Origin of the sequence: Actinomadura livida (assembly GCF_014648675.1) — a bacterium.
Taxonomy (GTDB): Bacteria; Actinomycetota; Actinomycetes; order Streptosporangiales; family Streptosporangiaceae; genus Spirillospora; species Spirillospora livida.
In genome coordinates this window covers 1-17,358 of sequence record NZ_BMRO01000008.1, presented here as the reverse complement: position 1 = coordinate 17,358, position 17,358 = coordinate 1, and the positions used below count along the sequence as shown (strand labels likewise).

18 protein-coding genes are annotated in these 17,358 nt (G+C 71.6%); 2 read left to right on the top strand and 16 right to left on the bottom strand.

All coding sequences use genetic code 11. The features are described 5' to 3' along the window. Window positions 1-33: 33 nt before the first annotated feature. Both IEZ03_RS19770 and IEZ03_RS19765 read left to right on the top strand, forming a co-directional pair. The gene (locus tag IEZ03_RS19770) at window positions 34-480 is read left to right on the top strand and encodes a hypothetical protein (protein ID WP_184880130.1); all 447 of its coding nucleotides are present in this window, start codon (window positions 34-36) and stop codon (window positions 478-480) included. Then, window positions 477-1,661: a zinc-dependent alcohol dehydrogenase gene (locus tag IEZ03_RS19765; protein WP_184880128.1), complete on the top strand. Its 1,185-nt coding sequence runs from the start codon at window positions 477-479 to the stop codon at window positions 1,659-1,661. Before IEZ03_RS19770 ends, IEZ03_RS19765 begins: the two co-directional genes overlap by 4 nt. Before the next feature lie 58 nt (window positions 1,662-1,719). Here IEZ03_RS19765 and IEZ03_RS19760 read toward each other — a convergent pair whose 3' ends face one another. The 16 genes from IEZ03_RS19760 to IEZ03_RS19685 form a co-directional block, all read right to left on the bottom strand. Then, on the bottom strand, window positions 1,720-2,292 hold the full coding sequence (locus tag IEZ03_RS19760) for a hemerythrin domain-containing protein (protein ID WP_184880126.1): 573 nt from the start codon (window positions 2,290-2,292) through the stop codon (window positions 1,720-1,722). A 67-nt stretch (window positions 2,293-2,359) separates the two neighbouring features. Then, entirely contained in the window at window positions 2,360-3,565 is a 1,206-nt protein-coding gene (locus IEZ03_RS19755; protein ID WP_184880124.1) for a hypothetical protein, read from the bottom strand. Window positions 3,566-3,739: 174 nt separating this feature from the next. After that, window positions 3,740-5,380: an aa3-type cytochrome oxidase subunit I gene (gene ctaD / locus IEZ03_RS19750; protein ID WP_221481046.1), complete on the bottom strand. Its 1,641-nt coding sequence runs from the start codon at window positions 5,378-5,380 to the stop codon at window positions 3,740-3,742. A 94-nt stretch (window positions 5,381-5,474) separates the two neighbouring features. Beyond that, the gene (locus tag IEZ03_RS19745) at window positions 5,475-5,858 is read right to left on the bottom strand and encodes a DUF3040 domain-containing protein (protein WP_184880122.1); all 384 of its coding nucleotides are present in this window, start codon (window positions 5,856-5,858) and stop codon (window positions 5,475-5,477) included. Between the two features lie 268 nt (window positions 5,859-6,126). Beyond that, window positions 6,127-6,930, bottom strand: a complete 804-nt coding sequence (locus IEZ03_RS19740) for a cytochrome c oxidase assembly protein (RefSeq protein WP_184880120.1) — start codon at window positions 6,928-6,930, stop codon at window positions 6,127-6,129. Beyond that, the gene (locus tag IEZ03_RS19735; RefSeq protein WP_184880118.1) at window positions 6,930-7,415 is read right to left on the bottom strand and encodes a DUF2243 domain-containing protein; all 486 of its coding nucleotides are present in this window, start codon (window positions 7,413-7,415) and stop codon (window positions 6,930-6,932) included. The genes IEZ03_RS19740 and IEZ03_RS19735 overlap by 1 nt, the downstream gene beginning before the upstream one ends. Window positions 7,416-7,506: 91 nt before the next feature. Next, window positions 7,507-8,733 carry a cytochrome P450 gene (locus IEZ03_RS19730; protein ID WP_229808420.1) on the bottom strand — a complete coding sequence of 409 codons (1,227 nt, stop codon included), beginning with the start codon at window positions 8,731-8,733 and terminating at the stop codon, window positions 7,507-7,509. Between the two features lie 25 nt (window positions 8,734-8,758). Then, entirely contained in the window at window positions 8,759-9,553 is a 795-nt protein-coding gene (locus tag IEZ03_RS19725; RefSeq protein ID WP_221480548.1) for an enoyl-CoA hydratase/isomerase family protein, read from the bottom strand. A 74-nt stretch (window positions 9,554-9,627) separates the two neighbouring features. Continuing rightward, the gene (locus IEZ03_RS19720; RefSeq protein ID WP_184880116.1) at window positions 9,628-10,365 is read right to left on the bottom strand and encodes a glucose 1-dehydrogenase; all 738 of its coding nucleotides are present in this window, start codon (window positions 10,363-10,365) and stop codon (window positions 9,628-9,630) included. 63 nt (window positions 10,366-10,428) lie between these two features. Next, window positions 10,429-11,514 carry an NAD(P)H-dependent amine dehydrogenase family protein gene (locus IEZ03_RS19715; protein ID WP_184880114.1) on the bottom strand — a complete coding sequence of 362 codons (1,086 nt, stop codon included), beginning with the start codon at window positions 11,512-11,514 and terminating at the stop codon, window positions 10,429-10,431. A gap of 209 nt (window positions 11,515-11,723) precedes the next feature. Next, window positions 11,724-13,163, bottom strand: coding sequence for an FG-GAP repeat protein (locus IEZ03_RS19710; RefSeq protein WP_184880112.1), 1,440 nt, complete (start codon window positions 13,161-13,163; stop codon window positions 11,724-11,726). A 71-nt stretch (window positions 13,164-13,234) separates the two neighbouring features. Further along, entirely contained in the window at window positions 13,235-14,329 is a 1,095-nt protein-coding gene (locus IEZ03_RS19705; RefSeq protein ID WP_184880110.1) for a winged helix DNA-binding domain-containing protein, read from the bottom strand. Between the two features lie 115 nt (window positions 14,330-14,444). Next, the gene (locus IEZ03_RS19700) at window positions 14,445-14,639 is read right to left on the bottom strand and encodes a CsbD family protein (protein WP_132051812.1); all 195 of its coding nucleotides are present in this window, start codon (window positions 14,637-14,639) and stop codon (window positions 14,445-14,447) included. Between the two features lie 42 nt (window positions 14,640-14,681). Beyond that, window positions 14,682-14,882 (bottom strand): hypothetical protein, encoded by a 201-nt coding sequence (locus IEZ03_RS19695; protein WP_184880108.1) that lies wholly within the window; start codon window positions 14,880-14,882, stop codon window positions 14,682-14,684. A gap of 103 nt (window positions 14,883-14,985) precedes the next feature. Next, window positions 14,986-16,203 carry an MAB_1171c family putative transporter gene (locus tag IEZ03_RS19690; protein WP_308427989.1) on the bottom strand — a complete coding sequence of 406 codons (1,218 nt, stop codon included), beginning with the start codon at window positions 16,201-16,203 and terminating at the stop codon, window positions 14,986-14,988. A gap of 157 nt (window positions 16,204-16,360) precedes the next feature. Then, the gene (locus IEZ03_RS19685) at window positions 16,361-16,963 is read right to left on the bottom strand and encodes an RNA-guided endonuclease TnpB family protein (protein ID WP_229808419.1); all 603 of its coding nucleotides are present in this window, start codon (window positions 16,961-16,963) and stop codon (window positions 16,361-16,363) included. Between the last annotated feature and the right edge of the window lie 395 nt (window positions 16,964-17,358).

The window sequence follows — 17,358 nt, the reverse complement described above, 5'->3', positions numbered from 1 at the left end:
GCGGCGCGCCCCGACCACGACTGGAGAGAGACCATGAAACGCGCCCTGGGAACGGCCGCCGCGCTCGTCGGCGCCGGTGTCGCCATCCGGCGCCTGAAGTCCCGGGCCTCCGGGTCCGGCACCGAGCCGAACCGCTGGCTGGTGGTCACCGTCAACTGCCCGCCGGAGCGGCTCCGCGAGATCCCGGCCCCGCTGGTCGGGCTCGCCGACCACGTCGAGATCAGGACCGCCCCGGCGCCCGGCGGCAAGGGCACCGAACTCGCCGCGCGGCTGCGCGAGACCGACGCGACCGGCACGCTCAAGCGGCTGACCGGCGACGATCCGCGGCAGCGCGTCCGGCGGGCGCTGCGCGAGGCCAAGTCGCTGGTCGAGACCGGCGAGGTCATGAAGCCGGACGCGCCGCCCACCGTCCGGGACACGCCGGGCGGGAAGCTGGTAGGGCTGGCGACCCGCCGCGCCGGAGGGGAGGGACGGCTGTGAAGGCACTGTGCTGGGAAGGCGTCAACAAGCTGGCGGTCGAGGACGTCCCGGAGCCGGAGCTCCGCAACGACCAGGACGTCATCGCCAAGGTCACCGCCGGCACCACCTGCGGCTCGGACCTGCACCTGATCGGCGGCTACATCCCCGCGATGCGCGCCGGCGACGTCATCGGCCACGAGTTCATCGGCGAGGTCGTCGAGACCGGTCCGGCCGTCCGGCGGCACCGGGTCGGCGACCGGGTCGTGGTGAGCTCGTTCGTCGGCTGCGGACGCTGCTGGTACTGCGCCAACGACCTGTGGTCGCTGTGCGACAACTCCAACACCAACCCCGGTATCACCCAGGCGATGTGGGGCTACGAGCCGGGCACGGTGTTCGGCTACTCCCACGCCGCGACGGGGCTGCGCGGCAGCCACGCCGAGTACGTCCGCGTCCCGTTCGCCGACTACGGCGCCTTCACCATCCCCGAGGGCGTGGACGACGACAGCGCGCTGTTCGTGTCCGACTCCGCGCCCACCGGCTGGATGGGCGCCGATCTGGGCGGCGTCCGGCCGGGTGACGTGGTGGCGGTGTGGGGCTGCGGGGCCGTCGGGCAGATGGCGGCCCGCGCCGCGATGCTGCTGGGCGCCGAACGCGTCATCTCCATCGACCGGTTCCCCGAGCGCCTGGCGATGACCCGCGAGCACATCGGCTCCGAGACCATCGACTACACCGAGACCGACGTCGGCGCCGAGCTCCGCGAGCGGACCGGCGGGCGCGGACCGGACGTGTGCATCGAGGCGGTCGGCATGGAGGCGCACAGCCCCGGCCCCGAGTACGCCTACGACCAGGTCAAGCAGCAGCTCCGGCTGCAGACGGACCGGCCGACCGCCGTCCGGGAGGCCATCTACGCCTGCCGCAAGGCCGGCTCGGTGTTCGTCCTGGGGGTCTTCGGCGGCGTCGTCGACAAGTTCCCGCTGGGAGCCGTGATGAACAAGGGCCTCACCCTGCGCGGCGCGCAGATGCACGGCCAGCGCTACATCCCGATGCTGCTGGAGCGCGTCGCGAAAGGCGAGCTGAGCACCCGCCACCTGGCCACCCATGAGGTGTCCCTGGACGACGCGCCCCACGCCTACGACATGTTCAAGAACAAGAAGGACGACTGCGTGCGAGCGGTGATCCGCCCGGACGGCGCCCGGACATAGACCCGGGGACGTGGCGAGCCGGCCGGGCGGGGCCCGGCCGGCTCGGCGGTGCGGTCGGTCAGCCCTTGTCGCGGGCCTCGCGGATCATGTCGCGGACGCGGTCCATGATCGCGACGGGCGGGCCCATCAGCATGTTCTTGGTCGCGCTCTCGGTCCCGGGGTGCGGGCGGGTGGGGGCGGTCGCCTGGGCGGCGCGGACCGCGGCCGCGAACCCCTTCAGCTGCGCCGGGCTGAACTCGTCCTGGATCCGCTCGAACTCGTAGCGCTCCTCGGCACGAGCGTGGGTCAGCACATCCATCCGCAGCTTGTCGAGCGTCTTGAGGAACGCGGGGTCGTCGGTGTCCATGCCGTCCAGCTCGGACAGCGTCTCCTTGGCGGCGCGCTCCTCGGCGAGCCGGTCGTCCACGATCCCGTCCCCGCCCGGAATGCGGCGGGCCATCGGGTGGACGATCTCCTCTTCCGCGGTCTCGTGCACGGCCAGCAGCCGTACCAGGGCGCGGAACGCCTCCTTGCGCTCCTGCCCTTGGGAGTGCATGACTTCGTCGAACAGGTCGCGGATCTGGCCGTGCTGCGCCTTCAGCAGGTCGATCAGATCCTCGGTGGACGAGTACTGCTTCTCGGTGGTGCTCACTGCCGTTCCCTCGCTTCGTCGTTCGTGACCACCCGCCAGGGGTGCGATGTACCGGGGGCCGCGGGCGTTACTCGTACGGCTTGTCGCGCAGGCGCGGGACCGGGTGCGCGCCCTCGGTCTGCAGGCGGTACTCGTCGCCGAACTTGTGCCGGTGCTCGTCGATGACGACCTCGGTCGACGGCCGCTCGGCGTTGATCTTGTCCTGCATCGCCTCGAACCGCTCGTGGGCCTCCCAGACGATGCCGGTGCCGAGCGTGGTGTAGTCGATCTGCGTGGCGAGCAGCTCGCGGATGTACGCCTTGTTCGGCTCGAACGTGACCGGCTCGGGCAGCTCCCGCGGCAGCATCGCCTCCGGGTCGCGGCCCTCCGCCTGGCGCATCATGTCGCACGCGAGGCGCAGGTGCTCCAGCTCCATGTTCAGGTGCAGCTCCCAGATGCCCTTGACGCGCGGGTCGCTCTCGGTCTGCATGAACGAGTAGTACAGATAGCACTCGTTGTACTCGTGGTTGACGAGGCGCTCGTACCAGGTCTCGTTCGGGTCCAGCATGGACTCGTAGTGGGTGACGTGCTCCTCCTCCACCATCCCGATCTCCTGGTAGAGCTGCCGGGCGATGGGCTCCATGTAGAGCGGGCCCATGTTCATGTAGAAGTTCATCGTCTGCTGCTCGGCCGCCATGATGGTCAGCGCGTGCAGCTTCGACAGCGGCGCGGCGGCGTCGCGGTCGTAGGGCTCGCGGACGTTGTCGACCGGGTTGCGGTGCTGCTGGTAGGTGGGGCGGCCCGGCATCACCTCGGTGAGCCCGTCGACGATCTTCTCCGCCTTGCGGTGCTCGATCATCTCGTAGAGGTTGGCGTACCGGTACAGGTGGTCGAAGTCCTCCAGGAGGCCGAACTCGTAGCACGCCTTGAGGTACGGGTCGGGCTCCATCCGGGCCACCCAGCCGGTCAGGTCGGTGGCGACCTGCTCGTAGGAGATGGTGGTCTCCAGGACGGACGCCTGGCCGGGCAGCAGCCAGTTGACGACCTTCTGCTGCTGCTGTTCGACGTAGCGGACCTTGGCCAGCTGCCGCTTGGTCTCGATGTCGGGACACATCCGCGCGAAGTGGTGGCTGTACATGATGGCCTCCACCTCGAGGCCGTTCAGCGCGATGATGCGGCACTTCGTGTACGGGTCGGAGTTGTCGGGGTCGACCGGGGCCACGTCGAGCTGGCCCCAGTTGCGGAACTGGTCGTCGATCGGGATACCGCGGTGTTCGAACGGATTGAACGCCACCAGGCTCGTCCTTCCTCTCGCTTGCACGTCGCCATGACGCTCGGTGCGCCTACCCGTCAGGACCCGCTCCGCACATCTCCGGCGGGCAGACTTCAAGATCTTTATTCCGCTTTGGCCCGGTCGCGGCCATCGGCGGCCGAACGTTTTCGCACGTCAGGACGGGCTGCCCTTGCCTCAGTCGCCGGCCGGTCGATCCGGCTGAGCGGGGCCGACGCCGATGTGGGGATGGTGGAGGTCGAAGGCGGGACGTTCGGAGCGGATGCTCGGGACGGCGTTGAAGTTGTGGCGCGGCGGCGGGCAGGACGTGACCCATTCCAGGGAGTTGCCGTAGCCCCAGGGGTCGTCGACGTTCACGTCCCGGCCCTTGCGCGCGGTGCGCCAGACGTTCCACAGGAACGGGAAGGTCGACAGGCCCAGCAGCGCGGCGCCGGCGGACGAGACCAGGTTCAGGGTGGAGAACTCGTCGGCGTAGTCCGCGTAGCGGCGCGGCATGCCTTCGGCGCCGAGCCAGTGCTGGACGAGGAAGGTCGTGTGGAAGCCGATGAACAGCATCCAGAAATGGATCTTCGACAGCCTTTCGTCCAGCATCCTGCCGGTCATCTTCGGCCACCAGAAGGAGAATCCGGCGAACATGGCGAACACCACGGTGCCGAACAGCACGTAGTGGAAGTGCGCGACGACGAAGTACGAGTCGTGGGTGTGGAAGTCGAGCGGCGGCGAGGCGAGGATGACGCCCGTGAGGCCGCCGAACAGGAAGGTGACCAGGAACCCCAGCGCCCACAGCATCGGGGACTGCAGCACGATCTGCCCGCGCCACATCGTCCCGACCCAGTTGAAGAACTTGATTCCGGTCGGGACGGCGATCAGGAAGGACAGGAAGGAGAAGAACGGCAGCAGCACCCGTCCGGTGGCGAACATGTGGTGCGCCCAGACCGTCATGGACAGGCCGGTGATGGTGATGGTGGCGAAGACCATGCCGACGTAGCCGAACAGGGGCTTGCGGCTGAAGACGGGAATGACCTCGGTGACGATCCCGAAGAACGGCAGCGCGACGATGTAGACCTCGGGATGCCCGAAGAACCAGAACAGGTGCTGGTACATCAGCGGGCCGCCGTGCGAGGGGTCGTAGATGTGGGCGTCCAGGATGCGGTCCGCCCACAGGGCGGCCAGGGCCGCCGCCAGAACGGGGAAGGCCAGCAGGACCAGGATCGAGGTGAACAGCACGTTCCACGTGAAGATCGGCATCCGGAACATGGTCATGCCGGGGGCGCGCATGGTGAGGACGGTGGTGACGAAGTTGACGGCGCCCAGGATCGTCCCGAACCCCGACATGATCAGTCCGCCCACCCACAGGTTCCCGCCCACCCCCGGGGAACGCGCGTCGTCCGAGAGGTTCGCATAGGCGGTCCACCCGAAGCTGGGGCCGCCGTCCGGGGTCAGGAAACCGGAGATGGCGACCAGGGCGCCGAAGAAGAACAGCCAGAAGCTCAGCGCGTTCAGCCGCGGGAACGCCACGTCCGGCGCCCCGATCTGCAGCGGCATGATGACGTTGGCGAAGCCCGCGAACAGCGGGGTCGCGAAGAAGAACATCATGATCGTGCCGTGCATGGTGAACATCTGGTTGTACTGCTCGTTGCTCACCACCTGCAGCCCCGGCTGCGCCAGTTCCCCGCGGACGACCATGGCCATCAGCCCGGCGAGCGAGAAGAACCCGAACGAGGCGATCAGGTACAGGTACCCGATCTTCTTGTGGTCGGTGGTGGTCAGCCACTCGACCAGCACCCTGCCCTTCTGGCCGTGTACCGGCGCGGACAGTGAGGTCGTCGGCTCGCCGGCCGGCCGTTGCACGTCGGTCACGAGAACACTCCTTGAATCAGGCGATCGGCCGGGACACGGGCCGCCCCCCGTGTCAGCACGTCGGCGAAGGGGACGGCCGGCCGGCTCCGGGCTCGGCGGCACGATCCCCGGCGTCCCGTGCGGGGTAGCCGGGATGCGGTCCCGCAGACGAAGGCGCCACGGTGCCGGCGGTGGTCTGCGAACCGGTGGCGGGGACGCGGCAGGGCTGCCGCATGACCAGCGGGATCATCACCATCATGAAGGTGACCGCGGCGAGCATCACCGCCGCGAGGGCCACCGCGGCCCGGGGCGGCCGCCAGGTGACGTCCCCGTCCTCGGGCGCGTCCTCGGGCGGCGCGGTGAACTCGGTCAGCCGCCGCCTCAACCGCGGGTCCTCCCGGTGGAGTTCGGCGTCGAGTTGCCGCAGCACCGTCCGCTCGTACTCGGACAAACCCATCGGCATCACTCCCCCGCCCTCATGGCGCTCCTTTTCGTGTGCTGCCTGCGCGATCAGCGGGGAGACACATGATCGAGCCGACGTCTTACGGCACCTCTTACCGAGGCCGCGAGAACTGCTTTTACCTCCGTCGTCACCTCGAAACCTGACGGGGCGAAGAAAGGCGGCGAGCCGGAAACCCGCCTGTTGACAACCTACAAAAAGCCCGACATCTGCCCCGAAATGCAAGATCCGATATGCCGATGGTGAAGCGATTTGTCCGAGTGGGTTATGGAATGTGCGATGCGCCCATGAGCGTGCGCGGCGTCCGCCGCCGGCGCCCGGCGGCGGCGTACCACTGGACGGCGATGACCACCGCCAGCGCGACCTCGACCAGGTCGCCGCCGTAGTACATCAACTGGGCGGCGACGTGCAGGTCACCCGGCGCGAAGGCCGTCCCGGGCGGGGGCAGGGCGTAAAGGGTCTTGGCGAGGACGGCATGCGCCGCCCCGGCGGCCAGCAGCGTCGCCCCGCGAAGCGGCAGGCCCCAGCGCCGCCGCACCGGATCCAGCTGGCAGATCGCGGCGGTGAACAGCACGCCGGCGGCCACCACGTGCACGTGTACCAACGCGTTCAGGACGGGCCGGTCGTGGGCGGCGGCCAGCAGCGGCGTCCGGTACAGCACCCACAGCCCGCCCATGTCGAGCACGGCCGCGACCGGCGGGAACAGCAGCCAGCCGGACACGCGCCAGTGCGCCGCCGCCAGCAGCGCCCGGCGCGGCCGTCCGGGGCGCAGGACCCGCAGCGCCAGCGTCAGCGGCCGGGCGAGCACCAGCAGCAGCGGCGCGACCATCCCGGCCAGCAGGTGCTGCGCCATGTGGACGGTGAACGCCCCGCCCGGCAGCGGCCCGGCGACCGCGACGAACAACGCGGCGCCACCGGCGGCGAAGCAGGCGTCCCGCCGCCACGGCCAAGCGTCTCCACGGCTCCGCAGCCTCCGCGCGGCGACAAGATAGACGGCCACGGCCAGCAACGCGCACGCCCCGGCCAAGGGCGGCCCGACGTCGAGGGCCGGGCCATGCTCGTGGTGCATCACCGCTCCCGGCCGACCGATCGGCGCGCACGCACGGCCAGGACCGCGCCGATGGCCAGCAGCATCAGCCCGGCACCATTCCAGGCCAGGTCATAGGGCAGGAGATCGGGAATGTCATAACGCACCTGGTGGACGCGAAGCACCTTGTGGTCGATCAGGCCGTCGAACAATTGAAAGCCGCCCAGCCCGAGGAACAGCCCGGCCCAGGCGTGCGCCGCCGACAATGCCCGGCCGCGCCGGAGATCGGCCCACCACACGAAACCGATCACGAGACCCAGCAGTTCGGCCGTGTGCAGCAGCCCGTCGGTGAGCAGGCCGATCGCCGGAGTGGAGCGGTCGTAGAAGTGGTGCCAGCCGAGCAACTGGTGAAAGACGATCTCGTCGACCGCCGCCATCAGCGCCACCCCGATCAGGGCGGCGGCCCCCAGCGACCGCCCCGGCCGCACCTCGGACCGTCCACCCGCAGGCACGGAAGAACCACTCATAGTCGCCCAACTCCACGGCAAAGCCAACTGAACGCCCCCACCGACTACCCCACCCGGCGGCGATCACTCGCCCGCCGGACGAGTGCCGGTGTTACGGCCGGCTGGGGCGGGTGGGGGTGAAGCGGACGGGCATCGATTCGTAGCCGGAGACGAAGTTGGCGGGGCGGTGGGAGGGTTCGTCGGGGGTCACGGGGTGCAGGTCGGGGAGGCGGGTCAGGAGTTTGGTGAACATCACCTGGAGTTCCAGGCGGGCCAGGCTGTTGCCCAGGCAGAAGTGGGGGCCGTTGCCGAAGGCCAGGTGGTCGTTGGGGTGGCGGGTGATGTCGAAGGTGTCGGGGTCGGTGAACACGCTCGCGTCCCGGTTGGCGGACGGGTACAGCAGCAGGAGCGTGTCGCCGGCGGCGATGCGCCGGCCGTCGAGGACGGTGTCGCGGGTGGCGGTGCGGGCCATGTTCTTGATCGGGGACACCCAGCGCAGCATCTCCTCCACCGCGGCGGGGATCCCGGACGGGTCCGCGATCAGGGCGTCGCGCTGGTCGGGGTGCTGGAACAGCTGCCACATCCCGCCGGAGATGACGTGGCGCGTCGTCTCGTCGCCGCCGATGAGGATGAGGAGGGACTCCTGCAGCAGGGAGTCGTGGTCGAGCCGGTGGCCGTCGACGGTCGCGTGGGTGAGGGCGCTGATGAGGTCGTCGCGGGGGCACTGGCGGCGGTCGGCCACCACGGCGGCGGCGTAGTCGTTGAAGCCCTCGAACGCCTCGGTGGCGCGGACGAGGAGGCCGGGGTCGTCGCCGCCGGTCAGCGCCCGGAGCATGTCGTCGGACCAGGCCAGCAGCCTCTGCCGGTCCGCGGGCGCGAAGCCGAGGGCGTCGCCGATCACGATCAGCGGGAGCTGGGCGGCCAGGTCGGCGACGAAGTCGCACTCGCCGCGCTCGCAGACCGCGTCGATGATCTCGTCGCAGACCCGTTCGAGGTACGCGCGGCGCCCGGCGACCCGTCGCGGGGTGAAGCCCGCGCTGACCAGCTTGCGGCGCAGCTTGTGCTCGGGGTCGTCCATGTCGATCATCATCGGCAGCGGGTCGGCGTCGGGGCGGATGCCCCGGTTGCTGCAGAACTGCTCGGGGTGCCGGGAGGCGTACTTGACCGCCGCGTAGGTGGACACGCCCCAGACCTCGCCGTGGGGGTCCCAGTAGACGGGCGCGTTCTCCCTTATCCAGCGGAGCTCGGCGTGCGGGTCGCGGCCCCAGAACGCGCCGCTGACCAGGTTGATCGTGTCGTTGACCGGTTGCTCGTCCCGGGTCGTGGTCGGTGCGTCCACGACAGCCTCCTGTCCCCGCCGGGCGTCACCAGCCCGGCGGCAGCGATGTGAAGTCGGGCTCGCGGCCCTCCGCGAACGCCGCCAGCGCCTCGGCGTTGGCGGGGCCGCCCATGAGGCGGACGAAACCGTCGTTCTCCCGCTCCCGCGCCCGCCGTATCTCCTCGCGCAGGGGGGCGGTCATGTCGCGCTTGACCTCGCGCAGGCTGGAGATCGGGCGGCTCGCCAGCGTGGCCGCGGCGCGCCGGGCCTCCGCCATCAGGTCGCCGGGCTCGCAGATCCGCCAGACCAGTCCCATCTCCTTGGCCTCGGCCGCCGAGATCCACTCGGAGGAGAGCAGGACCCAGGCGGCGTTCTGCCGGCCGATCAGGAGGGGCAGCAGGTAGCTCGACGCGGCCTCCGGCGCGACGCCGAGGCTGGTGAAGGGCGTCTTGAGCCGCGCGTCGCTGGACATGAACACGAGGTCCGCGAAGCCGATGATCGTCAGTCCGATGCCGAGGCCGAGCCCGTTGATCGCGAGGATCAGCGGCTTGTCGAAGTCCCGCAGCGCGTCGACGAGGCCGAGGAACCCGTGCCGGCCGGGCTTGAAGTCCGGGTTCGCGATGCGCTCGCCCATCTCCAGCAGGTCGGTTCCGGAGCTGAACGCCCGGCCGGCGCCGGTCAGCAGCACCACCGCGACCGAGGGGTCCTCGGCGGCCTCCTGGAGCGCGTCCGTGAGCGCGTCGTAGAGGGCCTCGTTGAACGCGTTGAGGGCCGCCGGGCGGTCGAGCGTCAACGTCCGGACGCGGTCGGCGTCCTCGATCAGGAGCATCGGCTCGCTCACTCCCTCCGGACACCTGTCCAGTCAGCGTTCCGGCAATAGTAGAACAGGTTCTACCAACGCGGAAGGTGCGCCGGTCAGCCCTTGTGCGGGATCTGGTTGACGGCTCCGCCGTCCATCGTGAACTCGGTCCCGGTGGCGTACGAGGACTCGTCGCTGGCCAGGAAGACCACGAACGCGGCGACCTCCTCCGGCTGCCCGGGACGGCCCAGCGGGATCGGGATCATGTCGTCGGGGATGCCCTCGGTGATCGGTGTCCGGATCAGGCCGGGGTGCAACGAGTTCACCCGGACGCCGTGCGGGGCCAGCTCGATGGCGACCGACTTGGTCAGGCCGCGCAGGCCCCACTTCGAGGCCACGTAGCCGTGCACGCCGGAGGTGCCGCGCAGCCCCTCGATGGAGGAGTTGTTGATGATCGAGCCGCCGCCGGCCGCGATCAGCGCGTCGGCGGACGCGCGGATGCCGAGGAAGGGACCGGTGAGGTTGACGTCGATGATCTCCCGCCACTTCGCCTCCTTGAAGCGGCCGATGGCGCCGCCGTTGACGATCCCGGCGTTGTTGAAGAGCACGTTGAGGCGGCCGAACTCGCGGACGGCGGTCTCGACGGCGGCCGTCCAGTCCTCGGCGCGGGTCACGTCCAGGTGCACGTAGCGGGCGGCGGCGCCCAGCTCGTCCGCGACGGCCGCGCCCTCCTCGTCGAGGATGTCGCCGATCACGACCTCGGCGCCCTCGGCGGCGAGCGCGCGGGCGGCGGCCGCTCCGATGCCCCGTGCGCCGCCGCTGATCAGGGCGACCTTCCCGGCCACACGTCCCATCGTTCCGGTCCTCCTCGTTTTCAGCGGCTCGGTATCAGCGGTCAGGCGTTTTCAGCGGGGCGGTCAGCGGGGCAGGGTCGTCGCGAAGACGCCGCGGGCGGTGTTGAACGGCAGGTCGAGCGGGGTCCGGAGCCCCGGCGGCGCCGCGACGACGTCGGGGATCGCGTTGACGATCCGCCCGGCGCCCGAGGCGATCGCGGAGTAGTTGTGGTCGCCGCGGGCGCTGGACGGGCAGACGTCCACGCGGTACGAGGGCTCGCCGTCGATCTCGACGCGGTAGGAGCCGCCGTCCTGCGCGGGCTGCGGCCAGTCGGGGCGCAGGTCGCCGCGGAGCCGGTTCGTGTGGTCGATGACGAGGACCTCCTTGCCGCCGACGACGCCGCGGATCTGGAACCGCACGGCCGCCACCCCGCCCGCGGGGATGTGCCCGGCGGCGACGTCGAACGCCTCCGGCGCCGGCTCCTGCTCGAACCACTCGGTGATCTCGTCCAGCTCGAAGCCGAAGCCGCGGGCCAGCATCCGGAGGCTGACGCCCCAGGACGCCGCCAGCATGCCCGGCCGGAACATCTTCGGCAGGTCCCCCACCGGCCGGCCGAAGCCCATGAAGTCGAGGATGACCGGGCTGCCGTCGTAGCTCGCGTAGTCGGCGATCTCCAGGCAGCGCACCTGCTCCACCCGCTGGCAGGTGCTCGCGATCGCGAAGGGCAGCAGGTCGTTGGCCCACCCTGGGTCCACCCCGGTGACGAAGAGGCTCGTGCCGCCGGCCCGGCAGGCGTCCTCGACCGGGTCGATCATGCCGTCCGGCAGGACGCCCCACGGGTAGATCAGGGGGACCGGTGAGGAGGCGACGACGTTGCTGCCCGAGGCGAGGATCGTCCGGATGTCGCCGAGGGCCTTGGTGAGCCGGATCTCGCCGAGGGCGCAGTACACCGTGCACTCGGGCCGCGCGGCCAGCGCCGCCTCCAGGTCGCCGGTGGCCTGCACGCCCGTGACCACGTCGAGGCCCGCGAGCTCACCGGCGTCCCGGCCGATCTTGTCGGGGTTCGACACGACGAGCCCGGCCAGGTCGAAGCGGGGATCCTCGATCAGCTGGGACAGGGCGATGCGGCCGACGTTGCCGGTCGCCACGTGGAGGACGCGGATGGCCATGGTTCTCCTGGACGGGTGCTCCTGGACGGGTGGGGCGCGCGGGCCGGGGCGGTGCCGCACGGAGGCTGTGCACCTGACTGGACACCTGTCCACCCTAGAGTTGGCCACGTACCGCGGCAATAGCGATCTCGCGGAGATCCGGCCGCGGACGGGAACGGACCGCCGCCCGTGGGGCGGCGGTCCGTCCTCGATCGCGGATCAGGCCGGGGTCACCCGGCCGTGTTCCCGGCCACGCTCGCGCCGAACCGGCTGCCCGTGGGCACGCCGTCCTGGCCGGCGAACCAGTTGTCCGCCACCACCGGCGTGCCGAACAGCGCCCGCCAGGGCGTCGCGTGCGCGGCGCCCTTGCCGTCGTGCCCGGGAGCGCCGGCCACGATGCCCGCGGCGCCGGGCCCGAACGCCACCGCGGCGCCGAACCGCGCTCCGGCCAGCGGCTCGCCGCCGAACCCGTCGGTCCCCTGGCTGACGGTGCCGTCCACCCGCGGGGCGGACCCGACCTGCGCCCCGTGCACCCGGCCCGCGTCGGCCAGGCCGCCCACGTCCTCGCCGGGCGAGCCGATCGCCACCGACACCTCCGGGGGCGCCGAGGCCGACTCGACGACGCCGGCGGCCACGCTGGTGCCGAACCCGTCGCCGGACTCGTTGGCCCCCGGAACCCCGGCGACGCCCTGGTGCACGGCCAGCACCTCGCTGACCTGCCTGCCGTCGTAGCCGAGGACGGTCACCATCCCGGCGTCGGACGCGTCGCCGATGTCCTCGCCGGGCACCCCGACCGCCACGCGCATCGGCAGGGCCGGGTGCCAGGCGGCGGAGACGCTCGCGCCGAACCGGTCGCCCGCCTCGGACGCGCCGCTGATGCCGGCGGAGTCCTGGCCGATCCCGGCCGACTCGATCGCGACCTGCGGGTCCTCGACGATGTGGACCATCCCGGCGTCCTTCTTGGTGCCGACGTCCTCGCCGGGCACCCCGATCACCGCGGTCGGCTTGTCGAAGTCGCCGCCCGCCAGCGACGCGCCGAACCGGTCGCCCGCCTCGACGGTGCCGGCGAAGTCCTGGACGTCCTGGTGCAGCAGCGTGACGCCCTCGACCTCGCCGCCGTAGACCCCCAGGACGTGGACGAGGCCCGCGTCGGTCTTGCTCTCGCCGTCTCCCAGGTCCTCGCCGGGGGCGCCGACGAGCACCGTGCCGCGCATCCCGCTCACGGCCGTGCCGAAGCCGTCGCCCGCCTCGGTCCTGTCGCCCGCTCCGCCGGCGCCCTGGCCCAGCGTGAGCGGCGCGGGCCGCGCGTCCCGGCCCGGATCGAAGACCACGTGCGCCAGGCCGCCGCCCGCGTTCTCTCCCGGCACGCCGACGATCAGGTCCTTGGCGCCGTTCCCGTTGACGTCGGCCACGGCGACCGCCGCGCCGAACGAGTCGCCCGCCTCGGGCTCGTCGCCGATGCCGGCGGCGCCCTGCGTCAGGGTCAGCCACCGGTCGCCGCACCGGACGTGGACCGCACCGGCGCCGGCCTTCCCGTCCACGGTCGCGGCGGGGTCGCCCACCGCCGCCGCGAGGTCGCAGTCCGCGGCCGCGCCGGCCGTCCCGGCTGGCACCGGCACGATGAGCGCGGCCGCCGCCACCACTCCCATGATCTTTCTAGATCTGGTCATGAACGCCTTCCCTGCGGGGCTTTGCGGTGAAGCTCGTTTCTCAGATGTGACGCTCGATGACCATGAACGGGTTACCGCTCCGGCGACTTGATGATCTCCACCCGGTCCCCGCCGGTGAGGAGGGAGGCCAGCCGGGCACCCTCCTCCTCGACGGCGTGCCGGTCGGTCTTGGCGATGCGGTTCAGGGGGCTGACCACGACGGTGTCCGCTTCGACGGTCCAGGTGGCGCAGACCCGGCCGTCGACCAGGACGGCGCGTTCACCGGCGACGGAGATCCCGCGATGGGCGTCGTCGATGATGCGGCTGCGGTCGTTGTAGCCGAGGATCGCGTTGTCGAACGCGGGGAGGAACCGTACGGGGGCGGGCGTGTCCGGGTCGGGGCGCGGGGCGCCGGGGAGGTCGAGCAGCTCGCGGCCCCGCTCGTCCCGGAAGGCGACCAGTTCCCCGCGCACGGCGGCGACCGCGGCCCGCAGCCCGGCGAGCCCGCACCAGGCGCGCAGGTCGGCCGTGGTGGCGGGGCCGTACGCGGCGAGGTAGCGCCGCACCATCGCCTGGCCGACCGGGTCCGTGTCGTCCTCGGGCAGCGGGTCGATCTCCCGGCCGAGCCAGGACGTCAGCAGGACGTTGCGGACCCCCGCCTTCTCCCGCCACACCCCGCGCGGCGGCGCCTGCGCCGTGGGGAGCGCGGAGACGAGCATCTCCCCCAGGGCCCGGCGCGGCACGTCCGGCCAGCGCCCGGCGACCGCGTCGACCATCTCGGCCATCGTGCGGGGGCGGCCGTCGCCCAGCACCGCCAGGCCCGCCGCGGCGAGTTCGTCGAGGTCGACGCCGTCGAGGTCGCGGCGGTAGACCCCGAGTGCCTTCTGGCGCAGCATGGCGGTGTGCCGCGCCCGCCACGCGAGGACGTCGTCGGCGGTGACGAGGTGGACGGTGCGGCGCATGAGGTGCGTGCGCACGACGCGCCGCCCGGTCAGCAGGTCCGACAGCTCCGCCGGGTCGAACGCGCGGAGCCGTGACCAGAGCCCGACGAACGGCTCCTGCGGCTCCTGCGCCTGCAGGCCGCAGAGGTGCGCGACGGCGTCGGACGCCGGCAGGTCCGAACGGTCGAGCAGCAGTTGCCGGGCGAGCGCGGCGCGGTTGAGCGCCCGGTCGTCCAGGACGGGCATGGTCGGCTCCCTGGTTCCTCGTGATCAGGCCGGAACCAACGATGCCCGGAGAAGCGGCCACTTTCCGACCGCTTCTCCGGGCCAAGCCCCAATCGGATCCCAGGAGCGGGATCCGTCACCGCCTGCCGGAGCGCCGAACCTCGCGGACCGCGTCCTTGGCCTTCTCGCCGACCTGCTTGGCGCCGCCGGCCATGCGGTCCTTGCGGCCCTCGGCCTCCAGGTACGGATCGCGCGACTCGCGCCCCGCGGCCTCCTTGGCGCGCCCCTTGCCGCGCTGCGTCCTGTTCTTCAGCTTGTCGAACAGCCCCATCGGGTCCTCCTCCGGATCTCCGGGCGGTGCCGCCGCTCGCCGTCAGCCGGCACGGTGCATACCGCGGCGGTAGCGTTCCGCCTCCTGGTGGATGCGCGCCTCGGTCGCCATGAGATCCGCCTCGGCGCGCTCGGTCCGCATCCGGGCGTGCATCTCCCGGAAGGTCGGCACGCGGCGTCCCGTCCGCGCCGGCTTCACGGCGTGCCTCGTCCCCCGCCGTCTGAAACGTCCCAGCAGCCTCATGTCGCTCCTCTCCGCACCGGACGGGCGGCCATATGCCCTATTCAGGACATTCCATGCACGCAGGGGCGTTGACGTGGGGTGATCGGCCTCCGCCCGTGGTGCGTCAGGAGGGAGGGGCGGTGGCCGGCCGGCGGGTCCGCGCGAGCACCCCGGCCACCGCGGCGGACCGGTAGGCGGCGGCCACCTCGCGCCACCAGGCGAGCTCGCAGTGCAGGTCGGTGCCGTCGCGCTCGTCGCCGTACCGGTCGGCGGCGGTGGCGTCGCCGGCGCGGACGCCGTCCCGCCAGGCGTGCAGGGCGGCCTTGATCTGGGCGGCCTCGACCGTGGTGGTGAGGCGCTCCCCGGCGAGCCCGTGGCGCTCGCCCAGCCGGCAGGCGTCCTCCTGGACGGCGGGGTCGAACAGCGGGCTCAGCGTCCACCGCCAGTCGCTCAGCTCGATCAGCGTCCGGCGGATCCGGTGCTGGACGTCCAGCCGCCTGCCGGGCGCGACGAACACGGCGTTCGGGTTGACGTCGCGCAGGTCGCGGTGCAGCGGCCGCAGCGTCCAGTACGCCGACCACAGGCCGAGGGCGCGGCGGGCGGCGGACCAGCGCGGCCCCCAGACGGGGATCACCAGGGCGGCGGTCAGCAGGAAGCAGCCGGTGAGCGACGCGATGACCGGCACCAGGTTGCCCATCGGGTCCAGTGCGGACGAGCCCAGCCAGTTCGCGGCCATCGTCAGCAGGCGGAGCAGCGCGTAGACGACCAGGACGAGGCTGGCGCCGCCGTAGAGCCGCAGGCCCCGGCGCAGGTAGGGCAGGTCGGCGTAGTCGGGCTGCCGCGCCCAGGTGAGGCACCAGCGGGTCAGGATCGTCGACCCGGTGACCGTCGCCGCGTAGTAGATCGTGTACATCGCGGCGATGGTCGGCTGCCCGGCGTAGTGGAACGTGAAGTCGACGGGCCGCTCCTCCGGCACGTCCGACAACGCGAACAGCACGACCATGCTGGCGATCACGAGGGAATAGGCCGGGATCACCCAGCGGATCCGCGGCCACGCCCGCGCCGTCGAGTAGCGCCACAGCAGCGCCAGGACGAGGAACAGCCCGCCGAGCGCCGCCAGGCCGACCGCGGCCACCAGTTCCGCGACGTTCGGAATTCCGGTGGCGCGATTAATGACCTTAACGCTGGCCGGAAATGCGGACCACATGGTGACGGCGAAGCAGAAGACGGTGGCGCACAGTGCCCACACCCGGGCGCTGCTCCAGCGTTGCCGCAGGTAGCGCAGCTTGTAGAGGAAGACGATCGTGAGCATGACGCCGCACACGGGGAAGGCGATGTTCATGATCACCCTGGATTCTCCTCGGCAGGGGGTTCCCAACATTCACGTTCCGCGTCCGGAGCGCCAGCGGGATGGCGAACAAGATTTGACTGCTCCCCTCTCTGAAGGGAGGGGATTCTCGATGTCCCCTCCCGCCATGAGAAAGGCGGGGATTCACGGCTCAGGCAGCCTTCCGCCCCGGCGGGGCGGGAGGTCTTGCGCCATCGGCACCGTCCGGGTCCAGACCCGCCCGGACCAGCATCACACGCGCGGAGTTCTTGTCCCGGGGCCGGGAGACTCCGCACGCGGTGCAGGTGTATGTGCGTTCGGACAGCGGGAGGCGATGCTTGGCTCTCGCACCGCAGTCACCGCAGTCCATCGTGGTGTACGCCGGGTCCACCAGCCGGACGTCCCGGCCATGCTTGCGGCCCATCTCGACCAGGGCCCGCTTGGTGGCGCCGATCGCGGCGTCGGCGGCCTTGCGCGCCATCGTGGAGCGGGCCAGGAACTTGGGGCGGAAGTCCTCGACCGCGATCGCATCGAAGTCGCGGGCGACCTTCTTGGCCCATTTACGGGTGTCGTCGGTCCGCTGCCGCGCGGCCTTCTTATGCGCCTTGGCCGCCCGCTTCTGCGCCCGCCGGTACCCCCTGGACTGGGCCTTGCCCTTTGGAGCGCGGCGCCGGGCCATCTGCCGCTGGTACCGGCCGATCCGTGCAGCGGCCTTCTCCCCGTGCCCGGAGTGCGGCGAGGTCGTGCTCGTCGCTGGTGGTGGTCGCGATCTCACTTACACCCCAGTCCACGCCGATCACCCGCCCGGTGGCCGGCAGCAGTTGCACCTGCGCCGCGACGACGAAGGAGGCGTACCAGTGCCCGAGCGAATCGCGGTAGACCCGCACCGAGGACGGGCCGGCGGGCAGATCCCGCGACCACACCACCCTCACCGCGATACCCCCGGCCAGATGCAGCCGCCCGTCCCTGAGACGGAACCCGCGGCGGGTGTAATTCAGCGTCGGATCGGCCAGACCGCGCTTCTTGAACCGGGCATCCCCGCCCGCCGCCGCACCGGCAGGCCCGCAGCGATGTCCTTGAGCGCCTTGGCCCGGGACCTGGCGAAGTCCCGGATGGTCTGCTGCTGCGGCACCGACGCGCCCGCCCGCAGCCACCGCTCGCCGGCGCGCC